Origin of the sequence: Ensifer sp. Root558 (assembly GCF_001427045.1) — a bacterium.
GTDB lineage: Bacteria > Pseudomonadota > Alphaproteobacteria > Rhizobiales > Rhizobiaceae > Ensifer > Ensifer adhaerens.
Genome location: NZ_LMGC01000003.1, coordinates 133,018 through 157,226 on the forward strand (window position 1 = coordinate 133,018; position 24,209 = coordinate 157,226).

Genomic DNA, 24,209 nt, shown 5'->3' on the forward strand with positions numbered 1-24,209 from the left:
TTGAGCCCAATATGGGATGCCGCATCGTTTCCGACAGTGGACCAATAGAGAACAGAACGTTCTCCTCAGGTAAACAACAAACGGCCCGTCCGCGCTGCCATCGCTGAGACGCAACAGCAATCAGCGCGCCCTCAGCGGCGATTGAGATCGCCGAGATAGGTGTTTTCAAGGCGGGAGATTGCGTAGGCCTTGGGGTCGATGTCGACGAGGAGCACGGCTTCCTGCCCAGACCCCGCCTTGGCGAGCAACTGCCCGTCGGGTGCTGCAATGCGCGACAGCCCGGCGAAGGAGAACAGCGGGTCCGAACCACAATGGTTGATGTAGGCGACGAACACCTGGTTCTCGAAGGCGCGCGTCTGGATCATGTGCTCGGCGATGAAATCGCCGGACCAGCCCGCCGGCAGCGCCGTCGGCACCAGCACGGCCTCGGCGCCGGCGAGCGCCAGCCGCCGCACATTCTCCGGAAACTCGACGTCGTAGCAGATCAGCATGCCGCAGGTGACGCCACGATGTGTGAAGAGCCGCGTCGACGGCTCCGGCGCGCGGAAAATCGAACGCTCATAGTCGCCGTAGAGATGGGACTTGCGGTAGACGACCGGCGCGGCATCGCCATCGACATAGACGGCGCTGTTATAGACGTCGTCGCCGTCGCGCTCGGCAAAGCCGGCGATGAGCGCAATGCCCGTCTCAGCGGAAATCGCCTTGAGGCGCTGAACGATCGCGCCATCCGGCGCCTCGGCGAGCGCTGTCAACGCCTCGCCGGCGCCATAGCCGGTGACGCCGAGTTCGGGCGTCAAAAGCAGCGTCGCCCCTTGTCCTGCAGCTTCCGCCGCGGCACGGGCAATGCGGTCAAGATTGGCGGCGACGTCACCCGCCGCCGATTGCATCTGGAGGGCGGCGAGCTTCATCATTTTCCATCCGACGACATGGCGCCAAGCAGCTTCGGCAGGTCGCCGAAACGGGCAACGAGGCTGAAGATCACCGCGGCGGTCGTGACGAAGAGTACCGTCACCGACGCCATGGTCGGCGTATAGCCGTAGCGCAGCGCATTGAAGATCTTGATCGGCAGCGTTTCCACCGTGAAGCCGACCGTCATGTAGGCAACGATGTATTCGTTGAGCGACAGCACGAAGGCGAAGGCGTAGCCCGACACGATATAGGGCAGGATCAGCGGCAGCACGACGGTGCGGAAGATCGTGCGCTCATCCGCCCCCATGGTCGAGGCGGCCTCGACCAGCGAGCGGTCGATCGAGGTGAAACCGAGCGACAACGTCACCAGCGGCAGCGTCACGAAGAAGATTGCGTGGCTGACGACGGCCGTCCACGGCTGGCCGTAGAAGCCCACGGTCGCCCAGAAGGTGAGCATGCCGAGCGCGGTGATGACAGGCGGCAGCGTGAACGGCGCGACACCGAGAAGCTGGAAAATGTTCGCCCAGGGTGCAATGCGCCGCCACAGGAACCAGGAGAGCGGCAGAGCGATCGCCACCGCAAGCGCTGCCGAAAGCACCGCCAGCGTCACCGAGGCAAAGAGCGCGTTGCGCCATTCCGGATTGAGGAAGATCTCGCCATACCAGGAGAGCGAAAAGCCCTGCGGCGGGAAGGCGAGCGTCTGCTTCTGGTTGACCGAGACGCCGGCAACGACGATCAGCGGCAGCGACAGGAACAGGCCGATCAGGAAGAAGTAGGCCTTGCGGAAGATCGAGGTCATGCCGCTTCTCCCTTGCGTCCGGCAATCACGGTGAGCGCCACGAGGCCGAGCGTGACCAGCACGAGGAACACGGCCATGGCGGCGGCGAACGGCATGTTCGACTGGTAGATCGCCTGGTCGGTGATCAGCACCGACAGCGTCCAGTGCTGCGGCCGGCCGAGCAGCTGCGGCAACAGATAGGAGCCGAGCGCGAAGATGAAGACCATGATCAAGGTGGCGGTGATGGTGTTGCGCAGCGCCGGCACGACCACGGTGAAGAAGGCCTTGAGCGGTGATGCGCCGAGCGTGCGGGCGGCTTCCGTCAGCGTCGGATCGAGGCGCACGAGCGCCGGGAAAAGCACCAGCACCGTATAGGGGAAGGCCTGATAGACCATACCGGTCAAGACCGCGCCGAAGCTCGGCGTCAAGGCCTTGGCCTGCTCCATGATGCCGAGCGCAACGAGGATGTTGGTGATCCCTGCGGTGCGCGAAAACAGCGTCGACCAGGCAAAGCCGATGATGACTTCCGAGAGCGACAGGATCGACAGCAGCGCCACCAGCCACACGACCTGTACCTTCCGCGCCATGCGCGTCAGCATGTAGGTGAAGGGCAAGGCGAGCACGACGCAGCAGATCGCCACGATGACGGCGAGCATCAGCGAAAAGCCGAGCACACCGCCGAAAAAGACCGAGAGGAAGCGGGCGTAATTGTCGAAGACGAAGGCCGGCGTGTAGAAGCCGCCCTGCTGGCGCTGGAAGAAGCTGACGGCGATCATCGTGCCGAAGGGCACGACGAAGAAGATCGTCAGCATGGCCGCCGGAAAGAGGAGCGGCAGGTAGTCGCCAAGGGTTTGGGGCGGTTCGCGTCTCATTTCTTCAGCACCACGCAGACATCCGGAGTGAGCGCGATGCCGACTTCCTGGCCGACGGAAACGTCGGGCCGGGCGCGCGGCGTCGAGACGGCGACAATCTGGTGTCCCGCGATATCGACGAAGGTTTCGATCGTGCCGCCGAGATCGCGCACGAAGGTGACCTTGCCGGTGAGCGCCCCGGCGCCGGGCGCCGTCAGGTGCACGTCTTCCGGGCGAACCGACAGCGTGCCCTTGTTGGCGCCCGCAGGCAGGGCGAGGCCGGGGACGACATGACCGAGGACTTCCGCGCGGCCGGCGCTGTCGGCCTGTACCTCGAGCAGGTTGGTCTGGCCGATGAAGTCGGCGACAAAGCTGTCGGCCGGGCGGCGATAGATTTCGATCGGCGACGCAGCCTGGCGGATCTCGCCGCCGCTCATGACGACGACGGTGTCGGCCATGGTCATCGCTTCGCGCTGGTCGTGGGTAACGACGATGGTGGTGATGCCCAGCTTCTGCTGCAGCTGGCGCAGTTCTACCTGCATCGCCTCGCGCAGCTTCGCGTCGAGTGCCGAAAGCGGTTCGTCGAGCAGGAACAGTTTCGGCGAGATCGACAGGGCGCGGGCGATCGCCACGCGCTGGCGCTGGCCGCCGGACAGCTTGGCGACCGGCCGGTCGGCATAGCCCGAGAGATGGATCATCGACAGAAGCTCGTCGACGCGCTTCTTCTGGTCTTCTTTTGCCGCACCGCGGATGCGCAGGGGGTAGGCGATGTTTTCGCCGACGGTCAGGTGCGGAAACAGCGCCAGCGACTGGAACACCATGCCGAGGTTGCGCTTGTGCGTAGGAACCCGGGTGATGTCCTCGCCGTCGAGCCGGATCGCGCCGCCGGTCGGCAGATCAAGCCCGGCGATCATGCGCAGCAGCGTGGTCTTGCCGCAGCCAGATGGTCCGAGCATGCAGACGAAGGTGCCGTGCGGCACCGTCAGATCGACATTGTTGACGGCCCTGAAGGCTCCGAATTCCTTGACGACGTTTTGAAGGGCAAGTCCGGACATTGTTTCTCCGCGAGGATGGTCCCCTCCGCCTCATGGGAGGGTTTCAGGCGGGGAGCGGCTGCAAGGCCCCTCCCCGTCGTTATGCTTGTGGCTCSCCCCGGAGGCCGGGGAGCTGGCCGGATCAGCCGACGATCAGCTCGGTCCACTTCTGGTTCAGCCAATCCGACTTGGTCTGGTAGAGATCGTAGCGCGGAATGATCGGCTCGATATCCGACGAGACGGCTGCGAATTCCTTGTCGGTCAGATCCGTAACCTCGCGCTTGACGGTCGGGGACGTTCCGACCTTGCGCGACAGCGTCGCCTGGATCGAGGGTTGGCACATGTAGTCGATGAAGATATGGGCTTCCTCGGACTTCTGCGAGGCACGCGACAGTGCCCAGCAACCGGAATCCTGAATGCCGCCTTCCTTCGGGAAGGTGGAGCGGACCGGGTGACCGTCGGCAGCAGCAAGGCCGGTGACGTCGTGATAGTACTGGCCCATCGGGATTTCGCCCGACTTCAGCGACTGCTCGAACTGCGCCTCGTCGCGGTACCACAGGCGAACGTTGGGCTTCACTTCGGCAAGCTTGTCGAACGCCTTGAGAAGGCCTTCTTCGGTGTCGAGCGCATTGGTGCCGCCGAAGAACGTCTTGGCCGTCACTTCGAGCAGGAACGAGTTGGAGACGAGCGCGAGCAGGCCGAGCTTGTCGGCGTTCGCCGGATCCCAGAAGGCGGTCCAGGAGGTCGGCGCTTCCTTGTAGACGTCGGTGTTGGTCACCAGCGTGATGTACCAGGAAACCGCGCCGATGCCGGCAATGCGTCCGTCCGGATACTTGTTGACGAAGCGATCAAGCAGGTTCGAGGCATTCTTGATCTTGGCGGTATCGAGCGGCGTCCAGAGATCGGTCGACTGGCCCTTCAGCATCGCGACCTGCGACATCATCGAAACGTCGGCTGGGGCCTGGCCGGCGCGGGCGGCCTGTTCGAGCTGGACGAGCCAGGCTTCACCGGTCGGTTCCGCGATCGACTCGACGGCAATGCCGGTCGCTTTGGTGAATTCCGGGAAGATGTTCTTGTCGAACGAATCCTTGAAGTAGCCGCCATAGACGCCGACCTTCAGCGACTTGTCCTGCGCGCGCAGGATCGACGGCATCGCCAACATGGAGGCACCGGCAAGGCCGGCGCCGAGCAGCGTGCGGCGCTTGATGGAAGTGGTGATCATTCGCGTTCTCCTTTGTTTCGGCGGTGATCCGCCTTGTTCCCTGTTCTGTTTGATTTCTTGCACATTTTCAGTCTCAGTGCGCGGCTGTTTTGCGCTCCAGCATGCGCGAATATTGTGTCAGCGGATAACACAGCACGAAGAAGATCACCGCGACCAGCCCATAGACCGTGAAAGGTTCGAAGGTTGCATTATTGATCGCATTCGCGGTTCTGAGAAGCTCTTCGAAGCCGATGATCGAGGTCAGCGCCGTGCTCTTGATGAGCTGCACGAGGAAGCCGACGGCGGCCGGCCGGGTGATGGCGAAGGCCTGCGGCAGGATGACGAGCCGCAGTTCCTGCAACCGGTGCAGCCCGAGGCTCGCGCCGGCATCCCACTGCCCGCGCGGCAGTGCCTCGACCCCGCCACGCCAGATCTCGGCGAGATAGGCACTGGCATAGAAGGTCAATCCGAGGGCTGCCGCCGTCCACGGCTCGATGCGGAAACCGAGCATCGGCAGGCCGAAGAACATCAGGAACAGCTGCATCAGGAGCGGTGTTCCCTGGAAGAGCGCGATGTAGCCGGAGCCGAAGCGCCGCGCCCAACGGCGCTCGGAAATGCGCGCTGCAAGGACGGCAAGCCCCACTGCTGCGCCGCCGGCAAAAGCGACGATCGACAGCAGGATCGTCCACCGCGTAGCGAAGATCAGGTTGCGCAGGATGTCCCAGAAGGTGAACTCGATCATGACACGCCCGCTCCAAGCACGCGGCGCCCGCCGGCGACGAACAGCCGCCGAAGCGCCATCGACAGGCCGAGATAGATCAGCGTGACGACGAAATAGGTCTCGAATGAGCGGAAAGTGCGCGCCTGCAGCAGCTCCGCCTCATGCGCCAACTCCCGCACCGCGATCTGCGAGACGACCGCCGATTCCAGCATCATGATGATCACCTGGCTGGTGAGCGCCGGGAAAATCACCTTCAGCGCCTGCGGCAGGATGATCTTGACGAAGACCTGGCGGGGCTTAAGCCCGAGCGCAAACGCCGCCTCGCTCTGCCCCTTCGGCACAGCATCGAGACCCGCACCGACGATCTCGGTCGTATAGGCCGCCATATTCAGCGTCATGGCGACGATTGCCGCGACGATCGGGTCGAGCCGGATGCCGAGGCTCGGCAGGCCGAAATAGATGAAGAACAGCTGCACCAGGAACGGCGTGTTCCTGACGACTTCGACATAGACGGCCACCGCCTTGCGCAAGACGCCATAGCGGCTGCGGCGGGCGGCGGCGAAGAGAATGCTGATCAGGATGCCGAGCACCGTGGTGCAGGCGATCAGGAACACGGTCATGGCCGCGCCATGGGCGATTGCGCCCGCGGCGTCCTTGAGCCAACCGAAGCTGAGGCCGTAGCCCATCGTCGCAACCTTTCCTCAAGCGGGCCGCGAGGGGATTGCCCCCCGCGGCCACCGAGCTTGTTAGTCCTTGAGGTTGTCGGGGTTGAGCGGCGTCTTCAGCCAGGCCTCCGAGCTCGCGTTCAACTTGCCGTCCGAGAGCATTTTGGCAACGGAGTCGTTGACCGCCTTCTTCAGGCCTTCCTCGCTCTTGTTGAGACCGATATGCGACGGCGAGGTCAGAAGCTGGAACTTCTGCTCCGGTTTCAACGCTTCCTGGCGGGCCAGCACCTGGGCGCCGACGTCGTTGCCGACGACCATCAGTTGCGTCTGGCCGGAGATGAAGGCCTGGATCACAGCATTGTAGTTGTCGAAGCGCTGGATGTCGGCATTGGCCGGGGCCGCCTCGGTAAGCGAGGTGTCTTCCAGCGTGCCGCGATTGACGGCGATGGTCTTCTCGGCAAGGTCTTCCTTGCCGGCAACCTTCAGTTCCGCCGGGCCGATGACGGCGATGTAGTAAGGCGCGTAAGCCGCGGCAAAATCGATCACCTCGGCGCGCTCCTTGGAGAAGCCGACGCTCATCAGGATGTCGACGCGCTTGTCGTTGAGATAAGGAATGCGGTTCTGCCCTGTGACGCTGACGAGGTTGAGCTTGACGCCGAGATCATCGGCGATCTGCTGCGCGACGTCGACGTCATAGCCCTTGATGCTCATGTCGGCGCTGGCCGAGGAGAACGGCGGGAAGTCGGAGAAGATGCCGACATTGATCTGGCCGGCGGACTTGATATCGGCAAGCGCGTCGGCCTTGGCGATGCCGGCGGCGGCCCCGAGCATCAGGGCGGCGGCGAAGGCTGTCTTCAGTTTTGCATGGATCGTCATGGTAATTCCCCTACCCGGAAGCTTTGTGATTGTGCAGTCTGGTGGTCGGCCGCCGTTTCCGGTCCGGCAGCCGACGAACCCTTAGTCAGGCCTCAGGCGGACTTGCCCGTGATCGCCGGGCTGAAGACCATGAGGCTCAGGATTTCGAAGAGCACCTGCGCGCCCGCATGGGCCGTGTTGGTGGTCGAGTCATATTGCGGCGCCACTTCGACGACGTCGCCGCCGACGAGGTTGATGCCCTTGAGGCCACGGATCAATTCCAGCACTTCGCGGGTCGTCAGACCGCCGACTTCCGGCGTGCCGGTACCCGGCGCGAAGGATGGATCGAGGCTGTCGATGTCGAAGGACAGATAGGTCGGGCCGTCGCCGACGATCTTCTTCGCTTTCTCGATGATCGCGGGAATGCCGAGACCGGTCACTTCCTCCGCATGGATGACGGTCATGCCGGACTCGTAGGAGAACTCCCAGAGATATTCGGCCGAACCGCGGATGCCGATCTGCACGACGCGGGTCGGGTCGAGCACGCCGTCGAGCACCGCGTTGCGGAACGGACCGCCATGGTGGAACTTGGTGAGGTCGTAGGCGCCGCCGGTGTCGCAATGCGCGTCGATGTGGATCATACCGACCGGGCGCTTTTTGCCGACCGCTTTCAGGATCGGGTGGGTGATCGAGTGGTCGCCGCCGACCGACAGCGGCAGCACGCCGGCATCGACGATCTGGTTGATGCGCTTCTCGATGTCCTCATGGCTGAGTTCCAGCCGGTAGCGGCTCTGGAACGGCACGTCGCCGATATCCGCGACGCGGAGTTCTTGAACCGGCGTGCAGCCGAGCACGTGGTTATAAGGGCCGATACGCTCGATCGAGCGCAGCGCCCGCGGTCCAAAGCGCGAGCCCGGACGGTTGGTGACGCCAAGATCCATGGGAATGCCGACGATCGCCACCTGCAGATTGCCGAAATCCGGGTTCTCCGCGTCAACAGGCATGTGCGGCGCCGTCAGGAAAGTCGGGATGCCGGAATAGGGCGCGAGACGTGTGCCGCTCTTGTTGAAGATCTTGTCGGCGACCTTGCGGAAGGTCGGGTCGAACAGCTCGCCGCCATGGCTTTCGCCATACTTTGCCTTCAGTTCGGCAAGCTTGTTGTCGTTCCAGGCCATCGATTCAATCCTCCGTCTTCCATAGCCTGAGGCATGCGCGCGAAGGCGCCACAGATATCTGTCTGCGGAAGGGGCCGGCTCGTCCGGCGCGTTCATGTTCCCCAGGCGTTTTCGCCTTTGTTGATGAATATTAGGCGGCAATTCCCCTAGAAAATCAATTGACATTGTTATAGCGTTTCGTGTGAGAAAAATTCACATCACAGCAACCGCCGGAACGCCCCGATTTGTCCAGCCGCCTGCCTCCCCTCAACCCCTTGCGCGCCTTCGAAGCGACAGCGCGGCGGGGCTCCGTTTCGGCCGCGGCGCGTGAACTCAACGTCACCCACGGTGCGATCAGCCATCAGATCCGCGCGCTCGAACTTTCGGTCAAGGCGGCGCTGTTCGAGCGCGGCGGCAAGCGGCTGAAGCTGACGCCGCAGGGGGCATTGCTGCTGCCGGCCGTCACCCACGCCTTTGCCGAAATCGCCGCGGCGACCGCAGCGATGACGCGGCCGACGACGAGCGGCGAACTGCGCATCACCTGCGTCCCGGCGCTGCTTTCCTTCTGGCTGATCCCGCGGCTGCATCTTTTCACCGAGCAGTATCCGGACGTGCGTCTGACGCTGATCGCCTCTAACGACGAGGCGTATCTCCACTCGCCCGACGTCGACGTCTGCCTGATCTATGGCGACGGCAACTGGTCCGGCGCCTGGGCCAAGCTCTGGAGCCGTCTCGAACTTTTCCCTGTCGTCAGCCCGACCCTGCTCAACATGCGGCCACTGCGCTCGGTTCGCGACCTGCGCGACCACGTCATGCTGCATGGCGACGATGGCCGCGAATGGAACACCTGGCTTGCGGCGGCGGATGCCAGCGACCTGCAGCGCGGCCAGCAGCATTTCATGAGTGACGCACGGCTTTCGACCGAGGCGGCCCTGCACAACCAGGGCGTCGCGCTCGGCGATACGATTACCGCCGGCAGCCTGATCGCGCGCGGCGAACTGATCGCCCCTTTCGACCTGACGGTGCCCGCCAACGACGCCTTCTTCGTCGCCTGCCGCAACGAGGTGCTGGCGGCACCGATCGTGCGCATCTTCATCGACTGGATGTTCGAAACACTCGAAAGCGACCCGATGCCGGAACTGCAGACATCGGCGCGCACGATTATTCGCAGCCGCACCTCGAAATCCGAGCCGACAGATCGTAAATCGGAGAAGAACGGTTTTCAGCCGGTTTCGGCGCCGAGCCGTGCTCGCCGCACCGATCGTCCGCAGAAACGCAAAGCCAAGGCCTAACCCACAGGAACACCCATCATGCCGCATTTCAACCCGCTCGTCGAAAAGCTCTCGCCGCCGCCCGTGCCCTCGGTGCTGGCCTGGGCGAAATCCTACGACGGCTCCCGTGGCCCGCTGATCGACCTGTCGCAGGCAGTGCCCGGCTATCCCGCCCATCCGGACATGCTGGCCTGGCTCGGTGAGGCTGCAGCCTCAACCGCTTACACCGGCTACGGCGCGATCGAGGGCGAAGCGGAGCTGCGTGAGGCCTATGCGGCGCATGTCGCCGGCCTCTATGGTGCCGCGGTCACCGCGGACAACATCCACATCACCTCGGGCTGCAACCAGGCCTTCATCTGCACGGCAATGGCCATTGCCGGCGCGGGCGATACGATCCTGATGACCAACCCCTATTACTTCAACCAGGAAACGACGCTGTCGATGCTCGGCATCAATGTCGAGCTCGTACCTTGCGATGCCGGCGCCGGCTTCCTGCCGGAGGTCGATGCAATTGCCGCGGCACTTCACCCCGGCATCCGGGCGCTCGCGCTGGTCTCGCCCAACAATCCGACCGGCGCCGTCTACCCGCCGGAGCTGCTCGCCCGTATCTACGAGGCCTGCCGTGCCAAGGGCGTCTGGCTGATCCTCGACGAAACCTATCGCGACTTCCTGCCCGATGCCTCCGCAGCGCCCCATGGCCTGCTGGCCACCGAAGGCTGGCAGGATAGCTTCATCGGCCTCTACAGCTTTTCCAAGTCTTTCTGCATCCCGGGCCATCGCCTGGGCGCGATCACCGCCGGCCCTGCCGTCATCGAGCAGGTGACGAAGATCATGGACAACCTGCAGATCTGCGCGCCGCGCTCAGCCCAGGCCGCGGTCGCGAAGGCAATTCCGGCTCTTGCCGACTGGCGTCAGACGAACCGCGCCGAAATCGCGGCACGAGCCGATGCGCTGCGCGACGTCATGAGCCGCCTGCCGAAGTGGAAGCTGCAGGCGGTCGGCGCCTATTTCGCCTATGTCCGCCACCCCTACCCGGATATCGATTCGCAGTTCATCGCCGAGAAGCTGGCCAAGCTCGCCGGCGTCGTCTGCCTGCCCGGCGACTATTTCGGCGAAGGCCAGGAGAACTACCTGCGCTTTGCCTTCGCCAATGCCGACGCCGAAACGATCCGCAAGCTTGAAGAGCGGCTGGGGAACTTCACGCCACCCGGTCTCTGATCGCAACGTAATCGCGCGGCGTTATCCGCGCCGCGCGATCAAAATGCCGACAAGCACGATCGCCCCGCCGATCGCCTGCATCAGCCCGACCGGCTCGGCAAGCAGGAGCCAGGCGAGGATCGCCGCCACGACCGGCTGCAACAGCAGGGTCAGCGACGAAAATGCGGGCGGCAGATAGGCGAGTGCGTAGGTGATCGCCACCTGCCCGCCGGCATGGCTGACGAAGGCGAGCCCGAAAAGCATCGCCCAGCCGAAGGCGGTCGGCGGCAACAGCGACGGCTCGAACAGGACGGCCATCGGCAGCATGCAGATCGCAGCCGAAGCCGTGCTCCAGATCATGATGCGCACGGTGCTGAACAGGCTGCGCAGCTGCCCGATCGCCAGAATATAGCCGGCGTAGAACATCGCCGCGACGACGGCCACGCCATCGCCGAGCAGATTGCCGTCACCCAGCGCCATCGGGCCGCCCTTGAGGATCACCACGCCCGCGACTGCCGTTGCGAGGCCGAGGGCGAAGACGGCGCTGACGCGCGAGCGAAACAAAAGCCAGCTCGTGAGCGTCACGAAGACGGGCGCGAGATTGGCAAGCAGCGTGGCGTTGGCGACCGATGTCTTGGTCAACGCATAGTGCCAGGCACCGAGATCGATCGCGAGAAACACGCCCGGCAGGACCAGAAGCGCATATTCCGAGAGCTTTTCCGGTCGCCGCCCCCCGGCGCCCTCGGGACGAAACCAGGTCCAGGCGAGAAGCGGGATCAAGGCCAGCGCCACGCGCCAGAAGGCGGTCGCCATCGGCCCGACTTCCGATAGCCGCACGAAGATCGGCGAGCCGCCGATCGCAGCGCCGCCAATGAGAAGGGCAGCCATGGCAACGCGATTATGGGAATGGGAAGCTTGGGTCACGGGAGGCATCCGGAAGGGCGCGGTCGTCTGGGGCGGTAAGCCGACGAGCTACCAGATGCGGACGACCGGTGACAGCCCTGCAAGCGCCGAAGCCTGAAAGAAAAAACGGCCGCCGCAGATTGCGACGGCCGTCGTTCAAGGACGTAGCGCTGTATTCAGGCAGCGTCGGGAACGTGAACGGTCTTCACTTCGAGGAAGTCCTCAAGGCCGAACATGCCGCCTTCGCGACCGTTGCCGGACTGCTTGTAGCCGCCGAACGGGCTGCCGTAGCGGTGCGGCCCGCCATTGATGTGCACCATGCCGGCGCGCAGGCGTCCGGCGACGCGCTCGGCCCGCTCCGGGTTGCCCGTCTGCACATAGGCGGCAAGGCCGTAGTTGGTGTCGTTGGCAATCGCGATCGCCTCCTCCTCGGTGTCGAAGGGAATGATCGCCAGCACCGGACCGAAGACTTCCTCGCGGGCGATGCGCATCTCGTTGTTGACGTCGGCAAAGATCGTCGGCTTGACGAAGTAGCCGGTCTCGAAGCCCTCCGGCTTGCCGGCACCGCCGACGAGCAGCCGCGCGCCGTCGGCAATGCCTGCTTCGATCAGCGCCTGCACCCGGCCGAACTGGATGTGGCTGACGAGCGGTCCGATATGGCCGCCCTCTTGCGTCGGGTCTCCGACTTTCGCCTCGCGGCCGACGCGCTTGGCGATCTCAACCACCTGATCATAGACGCTACGCTCCACCAGCATGCGGGTCGGCGCGTCGCAGGACTGGCCGGAATTGTTGAAGCATTCGAGCACGCTGCCGGTGACGCGGTCTTCGAGATCGGCGTCGGCAAAGACGATGTTCGGCGACTTGCCACCGAGCTCCAGCGTCACGCGCTTGACCGTTTCGGCGGCATCCTTGCTGACGGCGATGCCGGCGCGGGTCGAGCCGGTGAACGACATCATGTCAATGTCGGGATGCTTCGACAGCGCGGCACCGGCGTTGATGCCGTCGCCGTTGACGAGGTTGAAGACGCCGGCCGGGAAGCCCGCCTCATGCACCATTTCAGCGTAAAGCATGGCATTGAGCGGCGTGAACTCGCTCGGCTTCAATACGCAGGTCGAGCCGGTCGCGAGCGCCGGCACCACCTTCAGCGCGATCTGGTTGATCGGCCAGTTCCAGGGCGTGATCAGGCCGCAGACGCCGATCGGCTCGCGCAGGATCACGTCGCCGTTCGGCAGCCGGTCGCGGGTCTTCAGGCGCTTCAGCGCATCGATGAAGCCCTGCAGGTGGCCGACGCCGACATCGGCCTGCTGCTCACGGGTCATAGTCTTCGGCGCGCCGAGTTCCATGGTGATGGTGTCGACCATCTCGTCATAGCGGCGCTTGTAGACGGCAAGCAGCTTTTCAAGCAGCACCAGGCGCTCCTCGACGCTCGTCCGGCTATAGGTCGCAAAGGCCTTCTTGGCCGCAGCAACGGCCCGGTCGATGTCCGCGGCCGTACCCATGGAGATCACCGCAACCGGCTTTTCCGTTGCCGGGTTCAGGACCTCGAGGTCGTTGGCGACGATGGGATCCACCCAGCTGCCGTTGATGTAGAACTTGCGTTTGTCGAGCATTCGCTCCTCCTTCCCGTCAGTTTGTCTTTTGTTTTTCAGCAAGCCATTCAAGGATTAGCGCTCGGTAACGCTCACCCGAAAAGCTCGGAAAATGTCCGCCGTGAACGATACGCGCGGGTATCTTCAGCAGCCGTTCCATCGACGCCAGATAGTCGTCGGCGTTGGAATGATAAGTGTCCTCGATCAGCGGGCCATCGTAGAGGATGTCGCCGGAGAACAGGATCCCGGTCTTCGCCTCGAAGAGCGCAATCCCGCCGGGCGAATGGCCGGGCGTGTGGATCACCTCGAAGACGCGGTCGCCGAGATCGATATGGTCGCCGTCTTCGAGCAGCCGCGTCGCCGGCGCCGCCTTCACCGCATAGGTGGTGGAGGCGTAGGGCTCGGGCGGCAGCGCGTCGAAGATCTCGTCGGCGACGTAGGGGTCGGCGAGCGTGTTCTTGCGCGTCGGATGCGCCAGAAGTTCCGCCTCGGCCGAATGCACGCAGCGGCACTCGAACTCGTGATGGCAGCCGATATGGTCGAAGTGGGTGTGGCTGGCGACGGCGTCCAAGGCGCGTTCGGTGACGACGGGCACCCATTGCCGGAGCGACACGACACCCATGCCGCTATCGACGAGCATATCGCGGTCGCGGCCGCGCACATGCCAGATGTTGCAGCGGTAGAATTCCTGGATATAGGGCTCATCGATAGCGGTGACGCCGTCGTCGAGCCGCCTCGCCCGGTACCAGTCCTGAGGTGCAATTCTCTGCATCATGCTACGCATGTCCACCCGTGGCGGGCAAGGCTACGACGTCGGCGGTGCGCACGGCAAGCGGCACAATCTCGCCCTCGCGCACGCTTGCCGATTGCGGCAGGTGCGCGACCAGCGCCCTCGTATCCGCCGCACAGGGCTGCAGGTGGCAGCGGTAATGCGTGCCGAAGAAAGCGCTGCCGGCAACCCGCGCCTCACCAAGCGCCACTGTCGGACCCTCTGCCTTGTCGTCAGCGCGGAAGTGTTCCGGCCGGATGGTGAGCGTAATCCGGTCGCCGGCCTTCGGCGACGATGCGGTAAAGTTGCCGGTCGGCAGCGCCAGGCTGCCGAGCGGGGTTTCGACACGGGCGGAGCTGGCGTCCGCCGCCGCCACACGGCCGGAAACGAAATTGACCTCGCCCATGAAGCCCGCCGAAAACAGCGAGCGCGGGCGCATATAGATCTCCGATGGCGGGCCAAAATCCTCGATACGGCCCTGGTTCATCACCACGATCCGGTCGGCGATCGCCATCGCCTCTTCCTGGTCGTGGGTGACGTGCACGAAGGTCGTGCCGACGCGCTTTTGGATCGCCTTCAGCTCGTCCTGCATCTGGCGGCGCAGTTTCAGGTCGAGCGCGCCGAGCGGTTCGTCGAGAAGCAGCACATCCGGGTCGACGGCAAGCGCGCGGGCGAGCGCCACGCGCTGGCGCTGGCCGCCCGAGAGCTCGTGCGGCCGCTTGCCGGCGGAAGCCTTCAGACCGACGAGATCGAGGAAACCGAGCGCCTTTTCGTCCCGCTCGGCCTTGGCAAGGCCGCGCATCCTGAGGCCAAAACCGACATTGTCGACAAGGCGCATGTGTGGAAACAGCGCATAGTCCTGGAACATCGTCGTCGTCGGACGCTTGGCCGGCGCCACATAGGTCATGTCCTGCCCGGCGATCGTCACGCGCCCCGCGCTTGGCGACTGAAAGCCACCAAGGAGCGACAGAAGCGTGGTCTTGCCGCAGCCGGACGGCCCGAGCAGCACGATGAACTCGCCAGCCCGGATATCGAGGGAAACGTTATCCAGGGCCGTGAAGGCACCGAAGATCTTGCTGACGTTTTCGATCGAGACAGGAGCGGTCATTGTTTTTTCGTCCTTCCGAACAGGGAAAGCTCAAGGATGAGGAGCACGGCGACAGAGGCTAAGAACACCAGCGAGCCGATGGCATTGGTCTTGGGGTTGAGGCCGGAGCGCAGCATGCTCCAGATCTCGACGGGCAGCGTCACGTCGAAGCGCGACAGCAGGAAGGCGATGATGAACTCGTCCCAGCTGAAGGTGACGGAAAGGAAGAAGGCAGCAAGGATCGACGGCATCAGCATCGGCGCCGTCACCAGCGCCATCACTTTGAAATCGTTGGCGCCGAGATCGCGCGCAGCCCGCTCGATGTTGATGTGATGATCCCCCATCGAGGCATAGATGATGGCAAAGCAGAGCGGCAGGTTGATCACCACATGGCCGATGCCGACCGTCATCAGCGACAGCGGGATATGCAGCGCGTTCATGAGCGACAAAAGGCCAAGCGCGATGATCAGGTAGCTGACCGTCATCGGCGCGATCAGCAGTCCCCTTTGCAGCGCCGAGCCGGGCAGCTTGTAGCGCGCGAGCGCATAGGCTGCGAGAAAGCCGAGCAGCACGGAGATGACCGAGGAGACGAGCGCCACGACCATCGAGTTACCAAGCGCTGCCATCAGCTTGCGGTCGGCGAAAACCGCCTCGTACCATTGCAGCGAAAAGCCGTTGAACGGCGGCACCGGCAGGCGACCATCCTGGAACGAGAACAGCACCAATACGGCAACCGGCAGGAAGATGAAGGCATAGACGAGGACGAGATAGGTCCAGGAGAGCACGCTTGCGGAGATCTGGCGCAGCATCGTCAGGCCCTCTCGATCTTCAGCCAGCGAGCGCAGGCGAGATAGGCGACGGTGACGGCGAGCATCAGCACGATCGACAGCGCCGCTGCCATCGGGAAATCCGCCCGGCGCCCGAGCTGCAGCATGATGATCTGCGGCAGCACCAGCTCGTTGTTGCCGCCGAGGATCTGCGGCGTGACATAGTCGCCGATGCAAAGCACGAAGGTAAGGAAGGCGCCGGTCATGATACCGGGCAGCGTCAAGGGCAGCACCACATGCCAGAAGGTCTGGAAGGCATTGGCGCCGAGGTCTGCGGCCGCGCGGCGGTAGTTTGGCGAAAGCTGGATCAGGTTGGAATAGATCGTCAGCGTCAAAAGCATGACGAAGAAGTGCACGAAACCGATGACCGTGGCCGTGCGCGTGCTCGCCAGCTCCAGCGGCTCGGAGATAAGGCCGATGCTCATGAAGACCTGATTGATTACACCGTTCTTCGATAACACCAGCAGCCAGGAATAGGAGCGCACCACATAGGAGGTCCAGAACGGCAGGATCGCCAGGATCAGCGCCATGCGCTGCAGCCGCTTCGGCACGCGCTCGGCGATGATCCAGGCGAGCGGATAGGCGAGCAGCACCGAGATCACCGTGACGATAACGGTGATCTCGAGCGAGTTGACGAGCCCCCGGAACAGCGCGTTTTCGGAGAAGAAGCGGACGTAGTTGTCGAAGTTCCAGGCATGGACGATGTCCCGCCCTTCCCGCTTCCAGAGGCTCATCGCCGCCATGAAGGCGAAGGGCACGACGAAGAAGGCGACGGTCCACAGAAGCGCTGGAGCAACGAAGCCCCAGGCCTTGCGCCGGTCGGCGTCTTCAAGCGCTGTCGCTGATGTCAAAGCGGTGTCTGCCATTACCGTCCCAGATCAAAGGATTTCGGCGAGCGAAGAAGAAGGGCGAGCGCGACACATCGCGCCCGCTGCTTTCATTACTGCTGCAGCATTTCCGTCCAGGCGTCCTGGAACTGCTGGTCGAGCTCGGCCGACGGGATCGGATAGAGCTGCGTCTTCTTCAGATATTCGGCCTGCTCATTGAAGCGCAGTGCCGCCTTCTGCTGGTCGGTCAGGTGTTCACCCGCCTTGGCATTGGCCGGCATCGCCCAATAGCAGGATGAGGTCGCAAGCCGCGCCTGGCCCTCGGGGCTCACGATGTACTGTACGAACTTCAGCGCCAGATCCTGCTTGGTCGAATCCTTCATCACGCCGATCGACTGCGCCCAGCGCACAGCGCCCTGCTCGGGGATGGTCCAGTCGAGGCTGGGCTTGTCGGCCGAGAGAACAGCGGTGATCCATTCGCCGCCGCCGACGAGAATGTCGACTTCGCCGGTCGCAAGCGCGGTCTGCGAGGAGACGACGTCGCTCACCTGCTTGGAAACGGCCCGCATTGCCGCGAGCTTTTCCTTGATCGCCGGCATGTCCGCGTCACTCAGATCGGCGGTCTTCTTGCCGAGGCCAAGCCCGACGAGACCGATCATCGGCAGATAGTAGTCGTAGAGCGCTATGCGGCCCTTGTATTTATCCGACCAGATAACCGAAAGGTCCTGCATGTCCTTCGGGTCGACCTTGGTCTTGTCGTAGGAAATCGTGTTGTAGCCGAACTTCTCGGTGACGGCGTAGGTCTTGCCGTCCTTGGTGTTGTTGGCCTCCATGCGCACTTCCGGGAAGATGTCGGCGGTCGGCAACGCATCGGCCGGCATTTCGGCAAGCAGATCGAGGTCGATGGCCCGGTGCACGTCGACGCCGTCGATCACGAGCACGTCCCAGTCGCCCGGTTGCGACTGGTCGAGGATCGAGAGCCCTGCCCCGGTACCCTCATAAACCTTGACGTTGACCTTCACGTCATTGGCCTTCTCGAACGGCTCAAGAAGCGCCGGATCGGTGTGGTCGCACCAGACGAGCGCATTGAGCTCTTCCTGGGCAAAGACCGGCGCGGGGGCCGCGACCGTCGACAGAGCGGCGATCGCGATTGCGGCCGTGGAGGAGAAAAAACGGCGCAGGCGCGCACCGTCACGAACTGACTGCATCATGCTGTTGCCCTCTTGTTTTGACGCTCGTTTCGGCGTCTTCAAAAAAAGATTGAATGAGTTCATTTTTTAAGTCAATCTCAATTTTGAACCAATTCATAATTCGGGGAAACACTGGAATGACAGGGCTGCGCGCACGGCAAAAGGCGGATCGCAACAGGCGAATTCTCGACGCCGCCGCCGCGCTTTTTCGCGAAGTCGGCTACGACAGCGCACGCATCGAGGACATTGCCGAGCGCGCTGAAATTTCGGTCGGAACCTTCTACAACTACTATGAAAACAAGGGCGACATCCTGCTCGCCACCGTATCGATGGAAGTCGAGGAGGTGCTCGCCGGCGGCGGATCGATCGTCGACAACCCGCCCGCCTCCGTCATGGGCGCACTCGATGCGCTGATCGGCGAATACTACGATCACTCGCTCCACTATCTCAGCAAGGAGATGTGGCGCACCGCCATGGCGATCGCCATCCAGCAGCCGGAGAGCCCGTTCAGCAAGCGCTACACCGAACTCGATCGTCGGCTATGCGAGCAGGTTTCGACGCTGATCCGCAAACTTCAGGCCAAGGGCGTCGTCGCACTTGATGTCGATGCCGAGGCGGTCGGCGAGATGTTCTTCAACAATCTCAACATGATGTTCACCGAGTTCGCGAAGCGCGAAACCATGTCGCTCGACGATCTCAAAGCGCGCGTCTCACGGCAGAACCGCCCGCTGGCGACGCTCATTGCAGTGCGCTGACCATCACGAAGACCACCGGAGCAGTCTGCTTCCGGATAAAGAGGGAACCCCATGAAAAATCTCGAACAGTCGGTGCTTCAGGCCGCCGACCGGCTGGTTGCCGCTTTCGCCAGGCATGACCGGACAGCCTATTTCTCCGCGTTCGCGCCGGATGCGACCTTCATCTTCCACACGCTCGACCGACCGCTGAAAAGCAGGGCGGAGTACGAGGCCGAGTGGTCGCTTTGGGAGGAACGGGACGGTTTTCGCGTGCGCGCCTGCCGGTCGAGCGAGCGAAATGTGCAGACGGTGGGCAATGTCGCGGTCTTCACCCACCGGGTCGAGACCGAACTGGAATTCAATGGAGAGCCCGCAACCGCGGACGAACGGGAAACGATCGTGTTCGAGCGGAAATCGTCAGGAGAGTGGCTTGCCGTGCACGAGCATCTGTCACGGCAAAGCTGAGGCTGCCGTCAGAAGGCGCCGACCACGACGGCGCTGACGAAAGAGAAGGCGGCAACGATGGCAATTGCGTGCGGAACGAGATGAACATGTGAGCGGCGTTGCGGTGTGGTCCCGTAGAGTGCGTAGCGGGACTGGATCATCGGTTTCGCTGCGTTCATCGCGTCTCTCCGTTCCTGCGAGGGCCACGGCCCATCGACTGTCTTGTTCTCCTATATTTTCCATTGAGTTTGTAGATATTAAATTCCGCAAATCGCATAAATCGTAAAAAATCGGTTCGCCGCCATCGCGCTCATCAATGGCGGTTGCGGTCGCGGTCCTGAAGATGCTTCGCCCAGGTTTCGCTGAACCATGGGGTGAGCAGCGAAACGTCGGAGGCGCGATGCGAGCCTTTGAGCGCGCTATCCGTTTCGACGCAGGTCCAGACGGTGAAAGCGGTGAGCTCATGTTTGCCGAAGGTCTGGATCAGCGGAATGTCGGCGGCATCACGGCCGCGGGCAACCGCGATGCGCCCCGCCCGCCGCTGGTTGTTCTTGGCGTCGAACGTATGCCAGCGATCGCCGAGATAGACCTCGAACCAGGCATTGAAATCCATCGGCGCAGGATGTTCGCTCGCGGGGATATCGGCCATATAGCCGTTCACGTAGCGCGCCGGCATGTTCATGCAGCGACAGAGGGTGATCGCCAGATGGGCGTAGTCGCGGCTGACACCGACGCGATCCTCATGCGCCTCGAGTGCCGTGCGCATCGCCTGCGCATAGCCGTAGCTGAAAACGAGGCGTTCATGGACATAATCGCAAATCGCCTGGACGCGCTCCCAGCCGGCTGGCACATCGCCGAACAGACGCCAGGCAAGCGCGCCAAGCCGGTCCGTTTCGCAGTAGCGGCTGGCTGCAAGATAAGGCAGCCACTCGGCGGGCAGGTTCTCGACCGGCACCGCATCCGCCAATGGGTCCGTGGCGTCGAGCCTGCCGTCATCCTCTATCACCGCATCATAGCAGAGCTTGAAATCGCCCTCGGGCACAGTCATCCGGAAGCAGGTGTTGCCATGCGGATCAGTGATCTGCTCCATCTTCACGATCGGCGAAGAGACTGGACCATGCTCGCGCCGCAGGCATGAGCGCCGTTCCGGCACGACGGAAAGATAGGTCATCATCGGGGTCGGCTGCGGGCAACGAATGCCGATTTCATAGCCAAAGCGCACGAACATCGCGAGGTCTCCCAGGAAATCAATCGGGAGCGATAGGCTCCCCGTTTGCTTGCCCGCAGCGACAGGCGGGCGATCCTTGGTGACCGATTCAGCAAGCGCCAGATGCGGGCGGTCACAGGGCAGAGACGCAAAGGCCCACTTTGAGATGGCGGACCCCTGCCGCAGAAGGTCGATACTATCGCATCGCTAATCAGGACGGAAACACATTCGACGCGAGATCGACCGCTGACCGCCGCCGAGACGGCGGTCCGCCCGGCCAAAACGCCGCTGCGCGCGGATTGTTCCTAGAGCCCGGCCGCGTCCTTGAACTGGTACCACCAGGAACCGATGGTGGAATACTGCGCCCGGAACATGCGCCCGCCCGGGAACGGATACCAGGGCAGCTTCTCGAAGACGTCATAACGCGTGGTGTCGCCGTCGATCGCCTCGGCGAGCGTGCGGCCGAAGAGGTGCGAACCGGTAACGCCGTGGCCGCTATAGCCATGGGCGAAATAGGTGTTGCTGCCGATCCGGCCCATCTGCGGCACGCGGGTGAAGGAGAGCGCGAAATTGCCGCTCCAGGCATAGTCGATCTTCACGCCCTTGAGCGCGGGGAACACCTTTTCGAGATTGGGCTTCAGCTTGGCGACGACATCGGCCGGATCGGTTCCGCCATAGACGGTACCGCCACCGAAGATCATGCGCTTGTCGGCCGAGAGCCTGAAGTAGTCGAGGATGTAGCGCACGTCCTCGACGCACATGTCGCTCGGGATCAGCGAATGGGCAAGCTCTTCGCCGAGCGGTGCCGTGGTGATCATCTGCGTCGAAACCGGCATGACGCGCGAGACGAGCTTCGGCACGGCGTCGCCGAGATAGGCATTGCCGCAGAGAACGACGATGCGCGCCGAAACCTCGCCGCCTTCAGTATAGACGGTCGGCCGCGCCGCCTCGTGGTCGACACGTGTCACCGGCGACTGTTCGTAGATCGTGCCGCCAATGCTTTCGAAGGCACGGGCCTCGCCGAGTACCAAATTGAGCGGATGCATGTGGCCGCCGGTCGTGTCCAGCATGCCGCCGCAATAGGCATCCGACTTGACGAGCTTGGCGAGCGCGTCACGGTCGAGCAACTGGTGATCGTCCATGCCATATTTGCGCCAGAGCGCCTGCTTGGCTTCGAGCTCCTTCATATGCGCCGGCGTATAGGCGGCGTAGATATTGCCCGGCTTCAGGTCGCATTCGATCTGGTACTGGCTGACGAGGCGGCGGATGATCTTGCCGCCCTCCTGCACCAGCCCGCCGATGAAGCGCGCCGCATCCTCGCCGTAGCGGCGCTGGATGGTCGCGAGACTGGCATTGAGGCCGTTGACCACCTGACCGCCGTTGCGGCCCGAAGCGCCCCAGCCGACCTGCGCGCCCTCGATGACGACGACCTTGTAGCCTTTTTCGGCAAGGTGGATCGCCGTCGACATACCGGAATAGCCGGCGCCGACGACGCAGACATCGGCCTCGACCCGGCCCTGCAGCCGGACCGGCGTGCGGATGATGTTGCGGGAGGCGGCGTAGTAGCTGGTCGGGTAGCTGCCGTCACCGGCATAGGATTTCTGTTTGGTAAGCATCAGACGATTTCCAGATAGGCGCTGAATTCGTAGTCCGTGACCTGCTCGGCAAAGCCCGCGATTTCCTGGCGTTTGCAGGCGATCAGCATCGAGCGCAGCACGGGATCGAAGATTTCGGCGGCAATCGGTCCTGCCTCGAAGCTGTCGACCGCTTGCCCCCATTCCGAGGGAATTTTGGGCAATTTCTCCGCTGCATAGGCCCGACCCGAAACCGGCGCCGGCGGCTTCCATTTGTTGCGGATGCCGACCAGGGCAGCACCGAGGATCGCGGCGATGACGAGATAAGGATTGGAGTCGGCACCGGCGACGCGGTGCTCGATACGCCGCGCGGCAGGATTGCCGCCGGGAATACGGATGGCCGAGGTGCGGTTCTCGTAACCCCAGCAGACGGCGGTTGGCGCGTGCGTATCCGGCCGCAGTCGCCGGTAGGAATTGAAATGCGGCGCAAACAGCAGCGTCGTCTCGGCCATGCCGCGCAGTAGACCGGCGACGGCGTTCTTCAGCATCGGCGAGCCCTCGTCGCTGCCGTCGTTGAAGACGTTGTTGCCCTCCTCGTCGAGCAGGCTGAAATGGATATGCATGCCATTGCCGGAACGGGTGCCATAGGGCTTGGCCATGAAGGTCGCGGCGAGCCCATGCTTGCGCGCCACGCCCTTGACAATGCGCTTGAAGAAGATCGCGTCGTCGGCCGCCTTCAGCGGGTCGTCGGTGTGGAGCAGGTTGATTTCGAACTGGCCGATGCCGTTCTCGGCGATCGCCGCATCCGCCGGCACGTTCTGCCGGGCGCATTCCTTGTAGACGTCGGAAAAGAACTCGCCGAAATCGTCGAGTTCGTCGATTGAGAGGATCGCATCGGAATCGAGACGCTTGCCGGTATAGGGCGAGATCGGCGGCACTGCGCTGTCCGGCTCCGGGTCGATCAGGTAAAACTCCAACTCGGTCGCGACGACGGGGCGAAGGCCGAGCTCCTTGTACTCCCGCACGACCGCCGCAAGGGCCTGGCGCGGATCGGCGAGAAACGGCTTGCCGTCCTCAAGCTGCAGCCAGAGCGGCACCAGCGCGCTCGGCCGCGAGGTCCAGTTCACCGGCAGCGCGCCGCGGCCGGTGACACCGCAGATGCCGTCGCGGTCGCCGCTCGCAAACACCTGCTCGCTGTTGATGATGTCCTCGCCCCATACGTCGACACCGACAATCGAGAGCGGCATGCGGATGCCGCCGCCGAGCACCTTGCCCGCCTGCTCCACCGGCACGCGTTTGCCTCGCATGATGCCGTTGAGGTCGCAGACGACGGCCTGGATGCTTTCGATCGGCCCGTTCTGCTCGAGCCATGCCTTGAATGCGCTGGGATCTTCCGCGTCGAGCGACATATCGCAAATCTCTTTTTGTGATCACATTTTCAGAAAGTTGACATAATTCGGGAATTGGAGTCAAGCAGCGGCAGTGCTATCAGGCGTTTGACGTAGAGCGGGACGCGGAAAAGTGTATGCAGGCGTTTGCCAAACACCGCTCTCGCTGATGAGAAAGCCATCGCAATTCGGGCAAAAGGACATGCGCACTTGAAACCCCTTGTCTTACCGCCACTTGCGCGCCCCGACGGCATGACCACGCATGACTATGCCTTTCACCGGCTGCGCCAGGCGATCATGGTCGGCGCGTTCCGACCCGGCACCTCCGTCACCATCCGCGGCCTGGCCGAGGCGCTTGAAAGCAGCCCGACCCCGGTGCGCGAGGCGCTTAGACAGCTGACCTCGATCGGCGCGCTGCAGTTCCTCGAAAACCGCCGCATCGTGGTTCCGCACATCACGCCCGCCCGCTTCGAAGAACTGATCTCGTTGCGCATTGCGCTCGAAAGCCATGCGGCTCGCCGGGCCGTCGCTCATCTTTCCGAACGTCAGATCGAGAAGATCACGGCGATCGACGACAGCATCGAGACGGAGATCCGTCGGGGTGACAAGGTGGCGGCGCTGATCGCCAACCAGGCGTTTCACCGGATGATCTACACGGCCAATCCCGATGCGGTCGCCGTGCCGCTGATCGAGAGCGTCTGGCTACAGCTCGGCCCGATCCTCGGCATCGCCATGGAACACGTGACCGAACTTTACGTGGTCGACCGCCACCGCGAGGCAATCGAGGCGCTGAGGCGCCGCGATGAGAACGCTGCTGCCGACGCGGTCGCTGCCGACATCCGTGAGGGTATCGGCGGCTTCGACCAGCAGGCGGTTGCACGGTTGCTGCGATTGGCTGCCTGAGGCGATGCCGTCATAAATTTTAGTGTGACTAAAATTCCATATTGACAACGCTCAGCCACAGCACCAAAGTCGTGCAAATACAGACGCATAGCGACGGGAAGCGACCAGCCTCCCGGCCTCATGTTCGTGCA

Annotated in this window: 26 protein-coding genes; 6 read left to right on the forward strand and 20 right to left on the reverse strand. The window is 63.3% G+C overall.

Features of this window, described 5'->3' with window-relative positions; translation table 11 throughout:
• Positions 1-131: 131 nt before the first annotated feature.
• The 9 genes from ASD63_RS07550 to speB all read right to left on the reverse strand — a co-directional run bounded on the left by ASD63_RS07550 (position 132) and on the right by speB (position 8,189).
• Complete coding sequence (locus ASD63_RS07550) at positions 132-911, reverse strand: carbon-nitrogen hydrolase family protein (protein ID WP_034798855.1); 780 nt, start codon at positions 909-911, stop codon at positions 132-134.
• Complete coding sequence (locus ASD63_RS07555; protein ID WP_034798857.1) at positions 908-1,708, reverse strand: ABC transporter permease; 801 nt, start codon at positions 1,706-1,708, stop codon at positions 908-910. Before ASD63_RS07555 ends, ASD63_RS07550 begins: the two co-directional genes overlap by 4 nt.
• A complete protein-coding gene (locus ASD63_RS07560) occupies positions 1,705-2,559 on the reverse strand; it encodes an ABC transporter permease (protein WP_034798859.1) in 855 nt (284 codons plus the stop codon). The genes ASD63_RS07555 and ASD63_RS07560 overlap by 4 nt, the downstream gene beginning before the upstream one ends.
• A complete protein-coding gene (locus ASD63_RS07565; protein ID WP_034798860.1) occupies positions 2,556-3,593 on the reverse strand; it encodes an ABC transporter ATP-binding protein in 1,038 nt (345 codons plus the stop codon). The genes ASD63_RS07560 and ASD63_RS07565 overlap by 4 nt, the downstream gene beginning before the upstream one ends.
• A 121-nt stretch (positions 3,594-3,714) precedes the next feature.
• Entirely contained in the window at positions 3,715-4,794 is a 1,080-nt protein-coding gene (locus tag ASD63_RS07570; RefSeq protein WP_034798862.1) for an ABC transporter substrate-binding protein, read from the reverse strand.
• 73 nt (positions 4,795-4,867) lie between these two features.
• Positions 4,868-5,515: an amino acid ABC transporter permease gene (locus ASD63_RS07575; protein WP_034798864.1), complete on the reverse strand. Its 648-nt coding sequence runs from the start codon at positions 5,513-5,515 to the stop codon at positions 4,868-4,870.
• The gene (locus tag ASD63_RS07580; protein ID WP_060528930.1) at positions 5,512-6,180 is read right to left on the reverse strand and encodes an amino acid ABC transporter permease; all 669 of its coding nucleotides are present in this window, start codon (positions 6,178-6,180) and stop codon (positions 5,512-5,514) included. Before ASD63_RS07580 ends, ASD63_RS07575 begins: the two co-directional genes overlap by 4 nt.
• A gap of 60 nt (positions 6,181-6,240) precedes the next feature.
• Positions 6,241-7,035 carry a transporter substrate-binding domain-containing protein gene (locus ASD63_RS07585; RefSeq protein ID WP_034798868.1) on the reverse strand — a complete coding sequence of 265 codons (795 nt, stop codon included), beginning with the start codon at positions 7,033-7,035 and terminating at the stop codon, positions 6,241-6,243.
• Between the two features lie 92 nt (positions 7,036-7,127).
• Positions 7,128-8,189: an agmatinase gene (gene speB / locus ASD63_RS07590; protein WP_034798870.1), complete on the reverse strand. Its 1,062-nt coding sequence runs from the start codon at positions 8,187-8,189 to the stop codon at positions 7,128-7,130.
• 224 nt (positions 8,190-8,413) lie between these two features.
• Between speB and ASD63_RS07595 the strand changes: the two genes are divergently transcribed.
• Positions 8,414-9,460 (forward strand): LysR substrate-binding domain-containing protein, encoded by a 1,047-nt coding sequence (locus tag ASD63_RS07595; protein WP_034798872.1) that lies wholly within the window; start codon positions 8,414-8,416, stop codon positions 9,458-9,460.
• 18 nt (positions 9,461-9,478) lie between these two features.
• On the forward strand, positions 9,479-10,657 hold the full coding sequence (locus ASD63_RS07600; RefSeq protein WP_060528931.1) for an aminotransferase: 1,179 nt from the start codon (positions 9,479-9,481) through the stop codon (positions 10,655-10,657).
• Positions 10,658-10,678: 21 nt separating this feature from the next.
• Here ASD63_RS07600 and ASD63_RS07605 read toward each other — a convergent pair whose 3' ends face one another.
• Complete coding sequence (locus ASD63_RS07605) at positions 10,679-11,524, reverse strand: DMT family transporter (RefSeq protein ID WP_082572801.1); 846 nt, start codon at positions 11,522-11,524, stop codon at positions 10,679-10,681.
• Here ASD63_RS07605 and ASD63_RS36570 point away from each other — a divergent pair.
• Complete coding sequence (locus ASD63_RS36570; protein ID WP_256385289.1) at positions 11,523-11,657, forward strand: hypothetical protein; 135 nt, start codon at positions 11,523-11,525, stop codon at positions 11,655-11,657. The two genes, ASD63_RS07605 and ASD63_RS36570, sit on opposite strands and share 2 nt — an antisense overlap.
• Before the next feature lie 58 nt (positions 11,658-11,715).
• Here the strand turns inward: ASD63_RS36570 and ASD63_RS07610 are convergent, their stop codons facing one another.
• The 6 genes from ASD63_RS07610 to ASD63_RS07635 all read right to left on the reverse strand — a co-directional run bounded on the left by ASD63_RS07610 (position 11,716) and on the right by ASD63_RS07635 (position 17,849).
• Complete coding sequence (locus tag ASD63_RS07610) at positions 11,716-13,149, reverse strand: aldehyde dehydrogenase family protein (RefSeq protein WP_034798879.1); 1,434 nt, start codon at positions 13,147-13,149, stop codon at positions 11,716-11,718.
• Positions 13,150-13,165: 16 nt separating this feature from the next.
• On the reverse strand, positions 13,166-13,900 hold the full coding sequence (locus ASD63_RS07615) for an MBL fold metallo-hydrolase (protein WP_034798954.1): 735 nt from the start codon (positions 13,898-13,900) through the stop codon (positions 13,166-13,168).
• A 4-nt stretch (positions 13,901-13,904) separates the two neighbouring features.
• Entirely contained in the window at positions 13,905-15,005 is a 1,101-nt protein-coding gene (locus ASD63_RS07620) for an ABC transporter ATP-binding protein (protein ID WP_034798880.1), read from the reverse strand.
• The gene (locus ASD63_RS07625; protein WP_034798882.1) at positions 15,002-15,793 is read right to left on the reverse strand and encodes an ABC transporter permease; all 792 of its coding nucleotides are present in this window, start codon (positions 15,791-15,793) and stop codon (positions 15,002-15,004) included. Before ASD63_RS07625 ends, ASD63_RS07620 begins: the two co-directional genes overlap by 4 nt.
• Positions 15,794-15,795: 2 nt before the next feature.
• Positions 15,796-16,677 (reverse strand): ABC transporter permease, encoded by an 882-nt coding sequence (locus ASD63_RS07630; RefSeq protein WP_034798883.1) that lies wholly within the window; start codon positions 16,675-16,677, stop codon positions 15,796-15,798.
• 74 nt (positions 16,678-16,751) lie between these two features.
• Positions 16,752-17,849: an extracellular solute-binding protein gene (locus tag ASD63_RS07635; RefSeq protein ID WP_177235715.1), complete on the reverse strand. Its 1,098-nt coding sequence runs from the start codon at positions 17,847-17,849 to the stop codon at positions 16,752-16,754.
• A gap of 116 nt (positions 17,850-17,965) precedes the next feature.
• Here ASD63_RS07635 and ASD63_RS07640 point away from each other — a divergent pair, with 116 nt between their 5' ends.
• Positions 17,966-18,583 (forward strand): TetR/AcrR family transcriptional regulator, encoded by a 618-nt coding sequence (locus ASD63_RS07640; protein ID WP_034798885.1) that lies wholly within the window; start codon positions 17,966-17,968, stop codon positions 18,581-18,583.
• Positions 18,584-18,634: 51 nt separating this feature from the next.
• The gene (locus tag ASD63_RS07645) at positions 18,635-19,027 is read left to right on the forward strand and encodes a nuclear transport factor 2 family protein (RefSeq protein ID WP_034798887.1); all 393 of its coding nucleotides are present in this window, start codon (positions 18,635-18,637) and stop codon (positions 19,025-19,027) included.
• Positions 19,028-19,035: 8 nt separating this feature from the next.
• Here ASD63_RS07645 and ASD63_RS35610 read toward each other — a convergent pair whose 3' ends face one another.
• The 4 genes from ASD63_RS35610 to ASD63_RS07660 form a co-directional block, all read right to left on the reverse strand.
• On the reverse strand, positions 19,036-19,185 hold the full coding sequence (locus ASD63_RS35610; protein WP_034798890.1) for a hypothetical protein: 150 nt from the start codon (positions 19,183-19,185) through the stop codon (positions 19,036-19,038).
• Positions 19,186-19,319: 134 nt separating this feature from the next.
• Positions 19,320-20,234, reverse strand: a complete 915-nt coding sequence (locus ASD63_RS07650) for a transglutaminase family protein (protein ID WP_034798891.1) — start codon at positions 20,232-20,234, stop codon at positions 19,320-19,322.
• 284 nt (positions 20,235-20,518) lie between these two features.
• Positions 20,519-21,832: an FAD-binding oxidoreductase gene (locus ASD63_RS07655; protein WP_034798961.1), complete on the reverse strand. Its 1,314-nt coding sequence runs from the start codon at positions 21,830-21,832 to the stop codon at positions 20,519-20,521.
• On the reverse strand, positions 21,829-23,196 hold the full coding sequence (locus tag ASD63_RS07660) for a glutamine synthetase family protein (protein WP_034798892.1): 1,368 nt from the start codon (positions 23,194-23,196) through the stop codon (positions 21,829-21,831). Before ASD63_RS07660 ends, ASD63_RS07655 begins: the two co-directional genes overlap by 4 nt.
• Before the next feature lie 189 nt (positions 23,197-23,385).
• On the opposite strand from ASD63_RS07660, the gene ASD63_RS07665 reads away from it, so the two are divergent.
• On the forward strand, positions 23,386-24,078 hold the full coding sequence (locus tag ASD63_RS07665) for a GntR family transcriptional regulator (protein WP_034798895.1): 693 nt from the start codon (positions 23,386-23,388) through the stop codon (positions 24,076-24,078).
• The last annotated feature ends 131 nt before the right edge of the window (positions 24,079-24,209 follow it).

What these genes read in the sequence shown, in the direction of transcription:
- ASD63_RS07550 (WP_034798855.1), bottom strand. Translation starts at nt 911, where the DNA reads ATGATGAAGCTCGCCGCCCTCCAGATGCAATCGGCGGCGGGTGACGTC.
- ASD63_RS07555 (WP_034798857.1), bottom strand. Translation starts at nt 1,708, where the DNA reads ATGACCTCGATCTTCCGCAAGGCCTACTTCTTCCTGATCGGCCTGTTC.
- ASD63_RS07560 (WP_034798859.1), bottom strand. Translation starts at nt 2,559, where the DNA reads ATGAGACGCGAACCGCCCCAAACCCTTGGCGACTACCTGCCGCTCCTC.
- ASD63_RS07565 (WP_034798860.1), bottom strand. Translation starts at nt 3,593, where the DNA reads ATGTCCGGACTTGCCCTTCAAAACGTCGTCAAGGAATTCGGAGCCTTC.
- ASD63_RS07570 (WP_034798862.1), bottom strand. Translation starts at nt 4,794, where the DNA reads ATGATCACCACTTCCATCAAGCGCCGCACGCTGCTCGGCGCCGGCCTT.
- ASD63_RS07575 (WP_034798864.1), bottom strand. Translation starts at nt 5,515, where the DNA reads ATGATCGAGTTCACCTTCTGGGACATCCTGCGCAACCTGATCTTCGCT.
- ASD63_RS07580 (WP_060528930.1), bottom strand. Translation starts at nt 6,180, where the DNA reads ATGGGCTACGGCCTCAGCTTCGGTTGGCTCAAGGACGCCGCGGGCGCA.
- ASD63_RS07585 (WP_034798868.1), bottom strand. Translation starts at nt 7,035, where the DNA reads ATGACGATCCATGCAAAACTGAAGACAGCCTTCGCCGCCGCCCTGATG.
- speB (WP_034798870.1), bottom strand. Translation starts at nt 8,189, where the DNA reads ATGGCCTGGAACGACAACAAGCTTGCCGAACTGAAGGCAAAGTATGGC.
- ASD63_RS07600 (WP_060528931.1), top strand. Translation starts at nt 9,479, where the DNA reads ATGCCGCATTTCAACCCGCTCGTCGAAAAGCTCTCGCCGCCGCCCGTG.
- ASD63_RS36570 (WP_256385289.1), top strand. Translation starts at nt 11,523, where the DNA reads ATGGCAACGCGATTATGGGAATGGGAAGCTTGGGTCACGGGAGGCATC.
- ASD63_RS07605 (WP_082572801.1), bottom strand. Translation starts at nt 11,524, where the DNA reads ATGGCTGCCCTTCTCATTGGCGGCGCTGCGATCGGCGGCTCGCCGATC.
- ASD63_RS07610 (WP_034798879.1), bottom strand. Translation starts at nt 13,149, where the DNA reads ATGCTCGACAAACGCAAGTTCTACATCAACGGCAGCTGGGTGGATCCC.
- ASD63_RS07615 (WP_034798954.1), bottom strand. Translation starts at nt 13,900, where the DNA reads ATGCAGAGAATTGCACCTCAGGACTGGTACCGGGCGAGGCGGCTCGAC.
- ASD63_RS07620 (WP_034798880.1), bottom strand. Translation starts at nt 15,005, where the DNA reads ATGACCGCTCCTGTCTCGATCGAAAACGTCAGCAAGATCTTCGGTGCC.
- ASD63_RS07625 (WP_034798882.1), bottom strand. Translation starts at nt 15,793, where the DNA reads ATGCTGCGCCAGATCTCCGCAAGCGTGCTCTCCTGGACCTATCTCGTC.
- ASD63_RS07630 (WP_034798883.1), bottom strand. Translation starts at nt 16,677, where the DNA reads ATGGCAGACACCGCTTTGACATCAGCGACAGCGCTTGAAGACGCCGAC.
- ASD63_RS07635 (WP_177235715.1), bottom strand. Translation starts at nt 17,849, where the DNA reads ATGATGCAGTCAGTTCGTGACGGTGCGCGCCTGCGCCGTTTTTTCTCC.
- ASD63_RS07640 (WP_034798885.1), top strand. Translation starts at nt 17,966, where the DNA reads ATGACAGGGCTGCGCGCACGGCAAAAGGCGGATCGCAACAGGCGAATT.
- ASD63_RS07645 (WP_034798887.1), top strand. Translation starts at nt 18,635, where the DNA reads ATGAAAAATCTCGAACAGTCGGTGCTTCAGGCCGCCGACCGGCTGGTT.
- ASD63_RS35610 (WP_034798890.1), bottom strand. Translation starts at nt 19,185, where the DNA reads ATGAACGCAGCGAAACCGATGATCCAGTCCCGCTACGCACTCTACGGG.
- ASD63_RS07650 (WP_034798891.1), bottom strand. Translation starts at nt 20,234, where the DNA reads ATGTTCGTGCGCTTTGGCTATGAAATCGGCATTCGTTGCCCGCAGCCG.
- ASD63_RS07660 (WP_034798892.1), bottom strand. Translation starts at nt 23,196, where the DNA reads ATGTCGCTCGACGCGGAAGATCCCAGCGCATTCAAGGCATGGCTCGAG.